Raw genomic sequence first — 14,073 nt, 5'->3', positions numbered from 1 at the left:
CTTTTCTTTATGCATATTGCCCTGAAAGAAGCTGGTCTATAAAGTAGGCCACACCATTTTCGTCATTGCTTTTTGTGACAAAGGTGCTTTTTTCTTTTAATTCATCAATCGCATTTTCCATGGCGATACGGTGTCCGGCGACTTCAAACATGGACAAATCGTTTGGACTATCGCCGATCGCATAGATATCCTGTGTTTCAATTCCGTATAGGTCAGCGAGCTTTGTTAACGCGCGTCCTTTTCCTGACGAGGCCGGCAGGATTTCGATAATATGTTTTCCTGAAGAGGTTTGCGCCAGTTTTTTATGATGCTTCAGTTCTTCCTTCGCTTGTTTCAGCTTGTCCATATCAAAGGAGAAGCAAAGAAGCTTATAAATGTTTTCACTCCCGTCAAAAACCGATTCGATATGAGGGATTGGTTTAATGCCAAACTGTTTGAATTGAGTCATGGCTCCTTGCCACAATTCATCCGTCTGCTCGTTTGGGTTTGCGCTCTTTAGAATGTCAAGCTCCGCGTGCAGCTTAGCTTCGCCGTCAAAAGGAGAAAGCAGATGGTCATCTGTATATACCTCAAAATAAATGTTTTTTGAAAGTAAGTAATCAGCAATCGCTTTACCGGCTTCCTGATCCATTAATGTCCGGCTGATCAAACGGTAACCCGTGTCATGGATCGTGCCGCCATTAGCTGCAATGATAGGGATGTCCAAGTCATCCAGCAGCGCTTTTACATCAAATGTCGCTCTTCCCGTGCAAATGGTGACGAGGATGCCGGCATCAACGGCCCGCTTGATCGCCTCTCTGTTTTCCGCAGAAATGACGCTTTCTTTATTCAGTAATGTTCCGTCTAGATCAATCGCAATACATTTCATATGTAGGGGAACCTCCTTAAAAATGAAGCTGCTTCGTGTAGTATGTTCAGCTTGCCTGTGAAACATAATCCATATAAATTAAGGCTAATCGTTACTTTGATAATTTTCAACAAGGAAATATGTAAAACGGGATGGCGTAATCGCCATCCCGTTCATTATACACCTAAATCGTTTTGCAGCTCTTTTTTAACTTCCTGCAGCTTTTGCTGATTCAATTTGAAATAATAGACTCCGGCAGGTTCATAATCATAACCCGTCAGCTGAATAGACTCAACTGATTTCAATGAAGTGATGAACGGGAACAGGCCGATGGCATCTTTAAGAGATAAGTTCATTTTTAAATTTTGCCCCATCGTATCCACAATATCATCATAAGCCGGAATTGAGCTCAATGATTTTGATTTATCTATAATGGCGCTCAGCACTTCCATTTGTCTTTGCCCGCGTAAAAGGTCACTGTCCGCTTTACGTGTTCTTACGTAAGCGAGCGCTTCTTCCCCATCAAGCGTATGTGTTCCTTTTTGAAGAACGACTTTACCTTTTGTATCTTTTTTGATTTGCTGAATGACTTTATCGCTTTTTACAGTTACTTTGACGCCATTTAACTCGTTTACGACGTCTTCAAAAGCCGTGAAATTGCTTTCTACGACATAATCGACGGGAATATCCAGCATTTCTTCAACTGTTTTCACAGTTAAGTCAACGCCGCCGTAAGCGTGAGCATGTGTGAATTTATCATACCCGTGGCCTGGGATGTTTACATAGGCGTCACGCGGAATGCTCAGCATTTTAGCTGTTTTTTCTTTCCGATTAAATGTAACCAGCACATTCGCGTCACTTCTTGCCTGATCGACGGTCTCGCCGTTTTTCTCCCTGGCATCAATTCCTAAGAGCAATACAGAAAAAGAATCTTTTCCAGGATCAAATTCTTTGATCCGTTTTACAGATTGTTCTCCGCGTGCAAGGCTGACGTGAGCTTCCTTAGAAGCATTGTTCAGCTTTACAAAAGCATAGGCGCCGACAGAGCCTGCCGCAATGATTAAAAAAGCCATTAATCCGGCAACAACTTTCACCCATTTTTTTAGTTTTCTTTTTTTCTTTCTGCGCTGTGATCGTTCTTCCATATATCAATACCTCACGTTTCTTTAATATTTGAAGCGTACCATTCTATTTGCCATGGGGCAACTACTCGAAAGACATTTTTCGATAAATATTCCTATATTTATAAGTTCTTGTTTTTGAAAATTGATAACGATGATGTACTGAATCACCTTATATTGGACGCCGCAGCAGGTAAAATGTTTCGGCGACATTGAAAAAAATACAAGTAAATGATTGGAAAACTTATGATCAGCAAAATAAAAAGGTTTAATGGCCGGAAAAAGAGGCTAAAAGATTTCTAAAAAAATCCCACAGACAATGTCATTGCAGCTGATGGAGAAAGGGAGTCATCTTTATGAAAAAGCAGTCAAATATATGGCTTTATTTTTTCGGAGCTCTTGGAGGCGCGTTATATGGCTATGATACCGGAGTGATTTCCGGAGCTATTTTATTTATGAAAAAGGAGTTAGGCTTAAACGCGTTTACAGAAGGTCTTGTTGTCAGCTCCTTGCTGGTTGGGGCGATATTGGGCTCAGGAGCGGCCGGCAAGCTGACTGACCGTTTCGGAAGAAAAAAAGCAATTATGGCAGCCGCGCTGCTGTTTTGTATAGGCGGTCTTGGTGTGGCACTGGCCCCAAATACAGGAGTCATGGTGCTGTTTCGCATCATTTTGGGACTTGCAGTCGGAACATCGACGACAATCGTGCCCCTTTATTTATCTGAACTGGCGCCAAAACATAAACGCGGGGCGCTGTCATCACTGAATCAGCTGATGATCACGGTCGGCATCCTTCTTTCTTACATTGTCAATTACATATTTGCCGATGCCGAAGCGTGGCGCTGGATGCTTGGATTGGCTGCTGTGCCGTCATTGCTCTTGCTTATTGGCATTTTGTTTATGCCGGAGAGCCCGCGCTGGCTGTTCACGAATGGCGAAGAAAGCAAAGCGAAGAAAATTCTTGAAAAATTGCGTGGCACAAAAGATATTGATCAGGAAATACATGATATAAAAGAAGCGGAAAAGCAGGATGAAGGCGGTCTGAAGGAGCTGTTCGATCCATGGGTGCGCCCAGCGCTTATTGCAGGTTTGGGACTCGCTTTTTTGCAGCAATTTATCGGAACGAATACGATCATCTACTATGCGCCAAAGACCTTTACAAACGTCGGATTCGGAAACTCCGCTTCGATTTTAGGCACGGTCGGAATCGGCACAGTCAATGTTCTCATGACATTAGTAGCGATTAAAATTATCGACAAGATTGGAAGAAAGCCGTTACTGCTATTCGGGAATGCGGGCATGGTGATCAGCTTGATCGTTCTCGCTTTAGTAAATCTCTTTTTCGATAACACTCCGGCTGCCTCATGGACGACCGTCATTTGTTTAGGCGTGTTTATCGTTGTCTTTGCGGTCAGCTGGGGACCGGTTGTGTGGGTGATGCTTCCTGAATTGTTCCCGCTTCACGTCAGAGGAATCGGGACCGGTGTTTCGACCTTAATGTTGCACGTTGGGACACTGATTGTTTCATTAACCTATCCAATATTAATGGAAGCGATCGGAATCAGTTATTTATTCCTGATTTATGCCGCGATCGGTATCATGGCGTTCTTATTTGTCCGATTTAAAGTGACAGAGACAAAGGGAAAAAGCCTTGAAGAAATTGAGCAGGATTTACGGGACAAAAACGGACAGGGAGGATCGGCCGGAAAACAGCAGACTGTCGGAACATAAAAAAGGGTGCGCAATCATGCGCACCCTTTTGATTGCTTACTTTCCCACCGTGCCAAAGTTAATGATTTTAAAAGAAATATCGTACTTAAAATCAGTCTCGGAAAATATTTCCTCCCAATGCCCTTTTACTTTATTCCAGTAGTCAGGGTGTTGAATCCTTATGTGGTCTGATAAAAAGACCGGATCGGTTTTATACTCGTGCTGCAGTTTATCCATCACCTGCTTTACATCTCGTTCAAGCTTTTTTTCAAAAATGTTTTCCAGCCTGTGCAAATAACTTTTGCTAAAGGAGTTTTCATTCGGGTTTTGGTCTTCTGTCAGGATGCCCTTCGTTTTAACAGAAATATGAAAGATAGGCTTTCCGTTTTCAATGATAGGCTTAATTTTGGTTTTCGACTTTTTGATTTCAAACGTAATCGGATGTCCTTTATCTGTCGTCGGCATGACACCGCCTTGGATCGTCCCCATGACCCATGACAGTGTTTGGGTTTCATCAGCTGAAAGAAACCCAACGAGTTTATTGCTGCCCCTTTTGATAATGCCTGCTCCGTCATACTTGGCTTTTCCCTTTTCGTTTTTCACGGCTTGAATAAGATAACTGTACCCGTTCTGAGAGTAGACAGAAGCTCTTCCGATGCGCAGCGGTATCATAATCTTACCGTTATATCCGCTGTGAGTTGTCAAATCAATCAGTTTTTCGGAGGGCATCGGCTGCTGCTGATTGGGGTTTCCTTTTGTGAGAACATCAGCTGCATTCCCTCTGGCTGCCATCAAATAGCTGCTTCGCCGCAGCTCATCATCTCGGATAAAGTGGTTGAGGACTTGGTCTACATTTTGATTCCTCATCAGTTTTTCTCCCAGAAGAATGACTTTTAAATGATCGCTATAAACAGGAGGGTCCTTGATGGATACATCACTGACTGCTTCCAGAATCGTTTTCCCGTGGGACGTCACATTGACAAATTCGGGTTTTCCGGATGCTTGGCTGTCTTCGCTTTGGGGAAGAAGGTTTTGATACGTCAGTTTGTACTGGTGATCATCTGTCTCATCGATCGCCAGCCCTCTGGCGAAGGATAGTTGCTCGATATCTTTGACATCCCAGCACCCGCAGAGGACCAGCAGCATAAAAAACATGACGGAGAATTTTGTTGCTGTTTTCATTGTAGCTGCCCCCTCCCTAATTTTTTCTGTATCCAGCTTAAAAACCAGACGAAGAATGGAATTGTAATCACAATTAAGAAAGCATATCCAAGAAGCGTCCCGTAATAAAACACGTCATTCAAGTCCTTGGGATACATCGTTATGAAAAACGTCGCAGCCAGCATTGCAGTCAGCAGCCATGCATTGTTTTTATTTTTCAGATGAAAGATTTCCGTTAACCCGATATGGGCGCCTTTAAAGGATCCGAGCATACAGGCAAATTGCTGGACTGTCCAGGTCAGCTGTAAGAACAAATCAAATCGTTCAATAAAAATACCCGGAACCTCTAATGCGTGAATAAGGGAAATGGTCGGCCATGTCACCGTTTTTGCCTCAGCCACAGTCATACAGCCAATCACAATGAGCAAAGTAATGCTGTAGAACAATGTGGAAGTCGCGATGCCCAGAGCAACAGCCTTTTTCACTTGCTTTGGATCTCTCATAAAGGGGACCAGGTAAAAAATGATTTCAAATCCGGAGAAATATAATAATGTTTTTGGGAATAAAGAGAAAAAGCTTTGATAGCCTCCTTCAAATACCGGCCGGATAAAATCAAGCTGGAACAAGCGAAAGCTGAACATCAGAAGCATCATAAAAATAATAAGGGTTATAGGAAAAATATAAGCGTATACTTTTGCAATTGAATAAACGCCTCCGCCTACATGATAGATGGCAACTGCAAGAAATATAAACACCACAACTGCCATTGGCGTATTTTTCAACAAAAAGAATCCGACAACCTCTCCCAAAATCCGAGCTTGAAAGCAAACAATCCCAATGAAATATAGACAGATATATAAATTCAATAGAAAGCCGATGAATGTTCCAGCTACAATGCTGTTGAGCTTAAAAAGAGTTTTTCCGCTGTTTTTTTGAAGAAAAGGCAAAAAAAGCAGAGCGATGATAATAAAAATAACGCCCTGGAGCAGTATCATTAGCCATCCGCTCGGACTGCCGGTTTCGGCGGCTGAGCGGGGAAGGGTCAGCACCCCGGCACCAATCAATGTGCTGCTGATCATAATGAGCGTCTGCATAAATGTCAGTTTATGCTCTGATTTCCTCATAGCCATCACCTTTGTCTGATGTTATCTTCGGGATCGTTTCGTGTCGGTCTTCTTTTTAAAAACATCGTGGGAATACGGATGACTGTGTCTTTCAAATCCTGTCCAGGCTGCGCCATGATCGGGATAATGTAATCCTGTCCAAAGCTTTTCAGGCGCATGAGATGGCCGATCACAAACAGATAAACCATTATAGCGCCATACATGCCAAGCGCTGTTGCACTTATCATAACCCCGATCCGAATGATCCGCAGCGGAAAGTTATAGGCGTATGAAGGAACGGTAAAGGATGCCAGTGCTGTGACAGAAACGACAATGACCATAAGCGCACTGACAATTTGCGCCTGAACAGCTGCCTGTCCGATGACAACGCCACCGATAAGGCCAATTGTCTGTCCAATCGGCTTAGGCAGCCTTAATCCGGCTTCTCGTATCAATTCGATCGTAAAGATCATGATAAAGGCCTCTACAAAAGGCGGGAATGGTACGTTAAGCCTGCTGCCTGCAATGGAAATGGCCATTCTAGTCGGCAATAGCCCGGTGTGAAAAGAAACGAGAGAAATATACAGACCGGGCAAATAAATGGTGATCAGGATGCTGGAATAACGAAGAAGGCGTACAAGTGACATTGGGATCCAGCGCTGGCTGTAATCATCGGGCGAATGAATAAATTCGTCAACCGTAGCCGGTACAATCAAAGCAAACGGCGTACCATCCACTAATATGGACACTCGCCCTTCTAATAGAGAACTTTCGACCCGGTCCGGTCGTTCTGTGCTTAATATTGTGGGGAAAATTGAAAATGGTTCGTCTTCAATCAGCTGTTCAAGCGTCCCCGATTCCGGCAAATTATCTATTTTGACTGATTTCAGCCTTTTAAACACTTCTTTGACGACATAAACTGGGGCGATATCCTGAATATAAGCGACAGCGATTTTCTTTTTGGTCCTTTTTCCGAGTGTCATTTCTTTGATGACGAGATTAGGATCACTCGTCCGTTCACGCAAAAGCGCCGTGTTTGTCCGCAGTTTTTCAATAAATCCTATTTTAGGGCCGCGTTCCACGACTTCGGAGGAGGGTTCATCAAGACTGCGTGTTGCGACTGACTTTGTGTCGAAAGCTAATCCTCCGCGATAGCCATCAGCGAGCAAAATGGCTTGCCCTGAAAAAACGAGCTGCTCTATTTCTTTCATTGTAGAAACAACGCTGTGGTGAAAGCCGAAAAAAAAGGCGGATAAGTCTTCAATCGAGCATTCCTTATGGGCCAACGCCTCTTTTTGTAAAGGAGAAATGACGTATTGTGCCAGCATTTTATTCTCTGTCAGACCGTCAATATACAGTAAACACGCCTTTTGTCTGCTATCTCCGAAAGCAAATGTATAAAACATCATATCGTCGTTTTGTCCCAATGTTTTTTTCAGTGTGTCTAAATTGTTCTGGAGATCAGAGTCGATTTGCATAGTTTCTCTCCTTCGTAAACAGTTTGACGGTTTTTATTAATTTGTATCAAAAAAGGAGAATTATTCTTATCGAGGAAAAGGCTGAAACAAAGCTTCTTTTCGACGTGATATAATAGATAGGAAGCGTTTTCTTTGAAGGGGTAATGAAAAGATGATGCTTTGTACATATGTTGTCATCGGAAAAAGGCAGCTTATACGGGCGTTTGTAAGAGGGGCGCACCGGGAAAATGATGATCAGTTATTTACAGGGGAGGGGTACGGATCATGACGCAATCACCGATTTTTCTAACGCCTGTGTTTAAAGAAAAAATCTGGGGCGGAACCGCTTTACGAGATAGATTTGGATACAGTATTCCTTCAGAATCAACGGGGGAATGCTGGGCCATTTCCGCTCATCCAAAAGGACCGAGCACTGTTGCAAATGGCCCTTATAAAGGAAAGACATTGATCGAGCTTTGGGAAGAGCACCGTGAAGTATTCGGCGGCGTAGAGGGGGATCGGTTTCCGCTTCTGACAAAGCTGCTGGATGTGAAGGAAGATACGTCAATTAAAGTTCACCCTGATGATTACTATGCCGGAGAAAACGAAGAGGGAGAACTCGGCAAGACGGAATGCTGGTACATTATCGACTGTAAGGAAAACGCAGAAATCATTTACGGGCATACGGCCCGCTCAAAAACCGAACTTGTCACAATGATCAACAGCGGTGACTGGGAGGGCCTGCTGCGAAGAATCAAAATTAAACCGGGTGATTTCTATTATGTGCCGAGCGGAACGCTGCACGCATTGTGCAAGGGGGCCCTTGTTTTAGAGACTCAGCAAAATTCAGATGCCACATACCGGGTGTACGATTATGACCGTCTTGATAGCAACGGAAGTCCGAGAGAGCTTCATTTTGCCAAAGCGGTCAATGCCGCCACGGTTCCCCATGTGGACGGGTATATAGATGAATCGACAGAATCAAGAAAAGGAATAACCATTAAAACATTTGTCCAAGGGGAATATTTTTCGGTTTATAAATGGGACATCAATGGCGAAGCTGAAATGACTCAGGATGAATCCTTTCTGATATGCAGCGTGATAGAAGGAAGCGGTTTGCTCAAGTATGAGGACAAAACATGTCCGCTCAAAAAAGGTGATCACTTTATTTTGCCGGCTCAAATGCCCGATTTTACGATAAAAGGAACTTGTACCCTTATCGTGTCTCATATTTAAACTTAATCTCACTTCGAGGTTAAGTTTTTTTATTAGAAAATGGAAGTGATTCACCTATAAATGAAGCATGCGCGTGCCGATAAATAAACTAGTTTTATATACTCATAGAATAAGAAAGAGGAGAAGGAATGAAAAAGAGACTAATCGCACCTATGCTTCTATCCGCCGCGTCCCTTGCCTTTTTTGCCATGTCTGGTTCTGCCCAGGCAGCCGCGTATACCGACTACTCACTATATCAAGTAGAGCCGTCGAATACATTCAGTACAGAAAGCCAAGCCTCACAAGCTGTCGCCAAACTGGAAAAAGATACTGGCTGGGATGCATCCTATCAGGCTTCAGGCACAACAACGACCTACCAAATTTCCGCCTCAGGCATTCATAGCGAATCAGAAGCGAAAGCAATACTGAGCGGACTCGCCAAACAGACATCGATTACAGGAACGTCAAGTCCTGTTGGAAGCAAACAGCCATATGTCACCATCTCGTCAGGTGCCATCTCCGGAGAAAAACAGGCCAACACTATCCTAGCAAAGCTGAAACAGGAGACGGGAGTGGCTGGCGCTGTAAAAGCTTACGGAGCAGCTCAGCCCTATATGAACGTCATGACATCAGACATTGCTGATGAGACAAAAGTCAAGGCGCTTATCCAGAACCTGGCCAAGCAAACGGGGATTAAAAGCTCGTATCAGCCCATCACACACACGGTGTCTGTCACAACCATTCAGTCTGGCACAATCGTGGGAGACAGCAGAGCTGCGCAGATCAAAAATGCCTTCCAAAAGGAATCCGGGCTGCATGCATCATTAAAGGAAACGGTGAAAGGACAAGCCTATTATACGTTCACAACTGCCGCCATTTCAGGTGAAGCGAATGCCAAGACTCTATTGCAGCAGCTGAAACAGAGCACTGGCATCACAGGCAGCTACAAGTCCATCAATCAAAAAACAACCGTTGAGTCATACAATGTCCAATCAGCTTATTTCAAAGGGCTGAATACAGTAAAGGACGCCATCAGCCAGATCAAGAAAAACACCGGTGTATCCGGCAGTTATCAACAGGTTGGAAAAAGCACATCATATACCGTGAATATGAAGGGTATAACAAAACAGCAACTCCAAAAAATAGACACTTTCTTTAAAAAGAAAAAATGGCATTACACGTCATCCAGCGTCAAAAAAACGACAACGTCTGCAGCTTATCAAATCACGACAGCCAAGATGTTAGGCGAGCAGCAAGCGAACAAAGCAGCAGCCTTCTTTGCTCAGAAAAAAGTAAAAGCTGCAAAAACAGCAGTTGGATCAACAGCAGAAAATCAATATCAGCTCATCTCAGAAGAAACATCAGATCAAGCAAAAGTCACAAAGGGCTTGAACATATTAAAGAAAAATCAGCTGAGTGCTTCTGCGAAATCCGTCAAAAAACAAATAGCTGACACGTTTAAAATCACAACCGAATCTCTGCTTGATCAAACGAAAGTCAATCAGGCACTCACGTTTTTCAAATCGAATCATATATCAGCAGCAAGCCAGAAAACCGGTCAGACAGCTGCGAGCAGCTATCAAATCACAACTGAAGCTATCATCAGCCAAGAAGAGATTGACCGCGTTTTAACATTTTTCAAACAAAATCATATCGCAGTCACAACATCAAAAACAGGCCAGACAGCATATACACAATACAAAATCGTGACAACACAGCTCAGCAGCAAAACCGCATTGAACAATGGGTTAACCTATCTTAAATCGAAAAGTGTAACCCCGAGCTATACAACGAAAAGCAATACGCTTTATAAAATCAGCGTAAATGAGCAGTTCACAGGCAATGATACAGCTGCTGCGGCATCAACGAAGCTAAAACAATTATACGGATGGACATCATCTATCGTGAAGATCAAAAACGGCCCGCAAATCATGAAAACAAACTACAATCTCTCGCTTCGTGATATGGTCCAAAAACAAATGACAGTAAGTCCGCAAACAGACGGAGCGGCTTACGTATCGCTCACGTACATTAATACAGCAACATCAACTGTTACGGCTGATGTACTAAATATCCGGTCAACGCCGGAAGTCAGCCCGACAAACGTGATCGGCCAGTTTAAAAAAGGCGATAAAGTGAAAGTCATCGGACAGATAAACGGCTGGGCTAAGATCAATTTGGGCTGGCGAAACGCAAGCAGTGATGAAGTAGTTCAATACGTGGATCCGAATAACTTTTCCAGAGACAGCAAATACTACTTCCAATTTCTCAAGCTGTCACAGACAGCGGGTCTCAGCGTTACTGAGGTAAATCAGAAAGTGCTTGCGGGTAAAGGCATCCTGACAGGGAGAGCAAAGGCATTTATCGATGCCGCCAATCAATATAGCATCAACGAACTGTATTTAATCTCACACGCTCTTCTGGAAACAGGAAACGGGACATCCGCTTTAGCCAATGGATTAACCTATAACGGAAAAACCGTATACAACATGTATGGAATTGGAGCATACGACAGCAATCCGAATTACTACGGAGCCAAATATGCGTACGAGCAGGGCTGGTTCACACCAGAAGCGGCCATTATCGGCGGAGCTAAATTCATAGGCTCATCGTATATCCACAACACAGCTTACAATCAAGACACACTGTACAAAATGAGATGGTCAGCTACAGCGACACATCAATACGCAACAGACATCGGCTGGGCGTACAAACAAGTAAACCGCATGTACAGCCTGTATTCATTGCTGGACGGTTATACACTTTATTTTGATGTTCCGGAATATCGATAAAAAACTTAGAAAGTTGCAAATAGGCTGTAGCTATTAAATAGCTACAGCCTATTTGATTATCACACCTCAATCTTGTCCGCAACAATCATAAAAATACTCATTCTTGAAGCATTTGAGATGGCTGCATCATCGGGTCTGATTTTTGTACTCCCTTTCATAAAACCTATTTCAAGCACATTTGATTTTTCTCCGCCGGCAAAATACCAGGATCCCATTCGGATATCCTTTTGTTTTAAGCGGAAATCTCCTTCTATCGATTGATGCAGTAAACTAATATAGCGTTCATTTAATGTGACTTGCAAGTTTCCATCTGCATTGATAGTAATATTTCGGACTAAATTTGATGTGTAAGATGGTAAATAACCTGAAGTCGGAACCATCCATTTTTTGTTTTGAGCATTATACTCTAAAATGAAGGTTTGAATAAATGGTTGAAATCTTTCTGGAGGTGTATCTTGGTGCCCCACGGTTTTTAATAAAGGGGATCGAAGCATAGGTACATGATTCATGAAGTTTTCATAAGAATGGTATGCATAAATTCTGCTTATACGATTTCCTTCTTTTCCACTTGTAATTCCCACCATTAATGATTTTGCCCCAGTTTCAGGATTGGTGTACATACAGATCCCTTCCGGTTCACGGAAGTTATTCTCATATCTGGTGGACAAGTCTTTGCCAACAGTAATTTCTTTTTGCAGCACTATTTTATTATCGGAATCAAATACAGTTATGAGATTCGGATAGCTTTTGCTGTTTGTATCTCCTGTATACCAATATAAATAACCGTCATCTAAAAAGAAACCTTGTAAATAATGAAGTTCGTCAGGAATGTTAATAGTATAAAGAGGATTGTTTTTATTTGCTATTGCATCGTCCAGGTTAAAGATTGTCACCCACTGTTTATTATTATTATTTTTTGTATCGTATTGTCTAATTGCCAACTGTCTATTCTTCATATCAAGAGCAGGTGTAACCCTATGATCGAAAGGCATATTCGAGAATCGCTGAAGTTCTTTAGAATTTTCATCTAAAGTCGCGCCTGCTTTATATGGGAAACAAACTAATTCACTTTTATCTGTTTCGTTTGGTTTATCGTATAGAGACCAAATATAAATGGTGCCATTACGGTTTTCAATTCCAATATTTGTACCATGACCTCCATGTTTCAACAGCATGCTGTCTAATTGTAAACCTTCAAGAGATAGACGAGTTATGCGATAGCTTTGGGTGTTGTCTTTTCCTAATCCACTTGCGACTTGGGTTGTATAAATTTGGTGGTTTTTCTCATCGAAATTGAATGATTGAAGTACGGTTTTGTCTGCTACACGTAGTTCAGTAAATAATTTTGGCGTGATGTTGGTGAAATCAAACAGTTCTTTTTTTCTCATAAATTTACCACCTCTATTATTATTTGCTGCCATAAGCAACTAATTACATTAAAGCAAACATACGTTCGGTATCCAATAGAAAAAAGAACACTTGTTCTGTTTTGAACAAGTGTCATCATTTAGCTTATTAAATTTTCGATGAAATTCAATAAATTTTGGCTTGAATTCCCATCAGAATACTTATTCCATCTATCGGAAAAAACTTTTATTTTGGAATAATTAAATGGGGTTTGAATTTCATTTATTAATGATTCACTGTCATAGCAGGCTCTTCCAGGTATTATGGAAAGATAATTATCAACCAATCCCCGCTTCTGTTGATAAAGTTTTAAATCGTAAGTATAAAAAAGAATGGGTTTATTTAAAATCGAAAATTCAAAGGGAACAGAAGAATAGTCAGTGATTAATATGTCTGCAGCCATGAGTAGATCAAACAAGGCATAGTTAGAAACATCTTTAATATAATCACTGGAATATTTAATATCAATATTGTTCTGAATGGCGGGATGCAGCTTAACAAATAAAACATATTCTTCTTTTAACTGATGAATTAATTGTTCTTCTGTAAAAGGCAATTGAATTGATTGCATATTATAATCTCTAAACGTCGGTGCATAGAGGATTATTTTTTTTCTTTGTATGTTTAGAGTATCTGAAATTTTTTTCTTGTTTTCTCGGTAATAAGGGTCTGTTAAAGGTACACCTATTTTTAATAATTGGTTATCCTTTATTCCAAATGATTTCTTGAAGATATTTGCCATCTCTTCTGAGCCAACAGTTAAATAATCATACGAACTGTATACTTTTTGGAACCTTTTAATATCAGTTTTCGTCCGTTGCATGTTTGTAATGTCTTCCAAACCAAATTTTTTGAGTGAGCCATTTGCGTGCCATACTTGGATACATTTCGTTTGCTTCCGCTTATTTAACACACTTGTTAATAGAAAGTAATTATCTGTTATGATCACTTTACTGTTAAACATTAGGTATACAGCTTTAATGAGATGGATAGGGTTTTTTTCTTGTAATAAATATGCATCTACATTCGGGAAGCTCTCGGCAATAGCAGAGGCCTGCTGGGTATACAGGATGTTAAGTTTATAAGAGTATTGTCCTTGTTCATATTCCTCAAGAATCGCTTTTGCGTTTGCTTCGAATGAGATCAGGAGGGTCACTTTGCTTTCAGGTTTCACCCATTGCAGAAAAAAGGCGATTGCTGATAAAAAATACAAATAGCAATTCGCCAGTAGTGATCTTATTTTCATTTTTATCATCCATTT

10 protein-coding genes are annotated in these 14,073 nt (G+C 41.7%); 3 read left to right on the top strand and 7 right to left on the bottom strand.

From position 1 onward, the window contains the following. Positions 1-7 precede the first annotated feature (7 nt). Both ywtE and tagT read right to left on the bottom strand, forming a co-directional pair. Entirely contained in the window at positions 8-868 is an 861-nt protein-coding gene (gene ywtE, locus MHB62_RS18580; protein WP_029318756.1) for a 5-amino-6-(5-phospho-D-ribitylamino)uracil phosphatase YwtE, read from the bottom strand. Positions 869-1,023: 155 nt separating this feature from the next. Continuing rightward, a complete protein-coding gene (gene tagT, locus MHB62_RS18575) occupies positions 1,024-1,992 on the bottom strand; it encodes a polyisoprenyl-teichoic acid--peptidoglycan teichoic acid transferase TagT (protein ID WP_032722634.1) in 969 nt (322 codons plus the stop codon). 332 nt (positions 1,993-2,324) lie between these two features. Here tagT and MHB62_RS18570 point away from each other — a divergent pair, with 332 nt between their 5' ends. Further along, entirely contained in the window at positions 2,325-3,698 is a 1,374-nt protein-coding gene (locus MHB62_RS18570) for a sugar porter family MFS transporter (protein ID WP_015251080.1), read from the top strand. A 36-nt stretch (positions 3,699-3,734) separates the two neighbouring features. On the opposite strand, the gene gerBC is transcribed toward MHB62_RS18570, so the two are convergent. From gerBC to gerBA, 3 genes are read right to left on the bottom strand one after another with little or no spacing between them, the layout of a single operon-like run. Continuing rightward, positions 3,735-4,859, bottom strand: coding sequence for a spore germination protein GerBC (gerBC, locus tag MHB62_RS18565; RefSeq protein ID WP_032722632.1), 1,125 nt, complete (start codon positions 4,857-4,859; stop codon positions 3,735-3,737). Further along, positions 4,856-5,962 (bottom strand): spore germination protein GerBB, encoded by a 1,107-nt coding sequence (gerBB, locus tag MHB62_RS18560; protein WP_032722630.1) that lies wholly within the window; start codon positions 5,960-5,962, stop codon positions 4,856-4,858. Before gerBB ends, gerBC begins: the two co-directional genes overlap by 4 nt. Before the next feature lie 5 nt (positions 5,963-5,967). After that, positions 5,968-7,419, bottom strand: a complete 1,452-nt coding sequence (gene gerBA, locus MHB62_RS18555) for a spore germination protein GerBA (protein ID WP_032722629.1) — start codon at positions 7,417-7,419, stop codon at positions 5,968-5,970. A 264-nt stretch (positions 7,420-7,683) separates the two neighbouring features. On the opposite strand from gerBA, the gene manA reads away from it, so the two are divergent. After that, positions 7,684-8,634, top strand: a complete 951-nt coding sequence (gene manA, locus MHB62_RS18550) for a mannose-6-phosphate isomerase, class I (protein WP_032722626.1) — start codon at positions 7,684-7,686, stop codon at positions 8,632-8,634. 128 nt (positions 8,635-8,762) lie between these two features. Continuing rightward, the gene (gene lytD / locus MHB62_RS18545; RefSeq protein ID WP_032722624.1) at positions 8,763-11,405 is read left to right on the top strand and encodes a beta-N-acetylglucosaminidase LytD; all 2,643 of its coding nucleotides are present in this window, start codon (positions 8,763-8,765) and stop codon (positions 11,403-11,405) included. Positions 11,406-11,464: 59 nt separating this feature from the next. On the opposite strand, the gene MHB62_RS18540 is transcribed toward lytD, so the two are convergent. Then, positions 11,465-12,793, bottom strand: coding sequence for a major teichoic acid biosynthesis protein C (locus MHB62_RS18540; RefSeq protein ID WP_003243411.1), 1,329 nt, complete (start codon positions 12,791-12,793; stop codon positions 11,465-11,467). Positions 12,794-12,912: 119 nt separating this feature from the next. Further along, positions 12,913-14,058, bottom strand: coding sequence for a teichoic acid glycerol-phosphate primase (tagB, locus tag MHB62_RS18535; protein WP_009968271.1), 1,146 nt, complete (start codon positions 14,056-14,058; stop codon positions 12,913-12,915). Positions 14,059-14,073 lie beyond the last annotated feature (15 nt).

The sequence above is a fragment of the Bacillus sp. FSL K6-0255 genome, assembly GCF_045040725.1.
GTDB classification, from domain to species: domain Bacteria; phylum Bacillota; class Bacilli; order Bacillales; family Bacillaceae; genus Bacillus; species Bacillus subtilis.
This window is presented reverse-complemented; position numbering and strand designations above follow the sequence as displayed.

Excerpts from the sequence above, each read along its gene's own strand:
- ywtE (WP_029318756.1), bottom strand. The coding sequence starts at position 868 with ATGAAATGTATTGCGATTGATCTAGACGGAACATTACTGAATAAAGAA.
- tagT (WP_032722634.1), bottom strand. The coding sequence starts at position 1,992 with ATGGAAGAACGATCACAGCGCAGAAAGAAAAAAAGAAAACTAAAAAAA.
- MHB62_RS18570 (WP_015251080.1), top strand. The coding sequence starts at position 2,325 with ATGAAAAAGCAGTCAAATATATGGCTTTATTTTTTCGGAGCTCTTGGA.
- gerBC (WP_032722632.1), bottom strand. The coding sequence starts at position 4,859 with ATGAAAACAGCAACAAAATTCTCCGTCATGTTTTTTATGCTGCTGGTC.
- gerBB (WP_032722630.1), bottom strand. The coding sequence starts at position 5,962 with ATGAGGAAATCAGAGCATAAACTGACATTTATGCAGACGCTCATTATG.
- gerBA (WP_032722629.1), bottom strand. The coding sequence starts at position 7,419 with ATGCAAATCGACTCTGATCTCCAGAACAATTTAGACACACTGAAAAAA.
- manA (WP_032722626.1), top strand. The coding sequence starts at position 7,684 with ATGACGCAATCACCGATTTTTCTAACGCCTGTGTTTAAAGAAAAAATC.
- lytD (WP_032722624.1), top strand. The coding sequence starts at position 8,763 with ATGAAAAAGAGACTAATCGCACCTATGCTTCTATCCGCCGCGTCCCTT.
- MHB62_RS18540 (WP_003243411.1), bottom strand. The coding sequence starts at position 12,793 with ATGAGAAAAAAAGAACTGTTTGATTTCACCAACATCACGCCAAAATTA.
- tagB (WP_009968271.1), bottom strand. The coding sequence starts at position 14,058 with ATGAAAATAAGATCACTACTGGCGAATTGCTATTTGTATTTTTTATCA.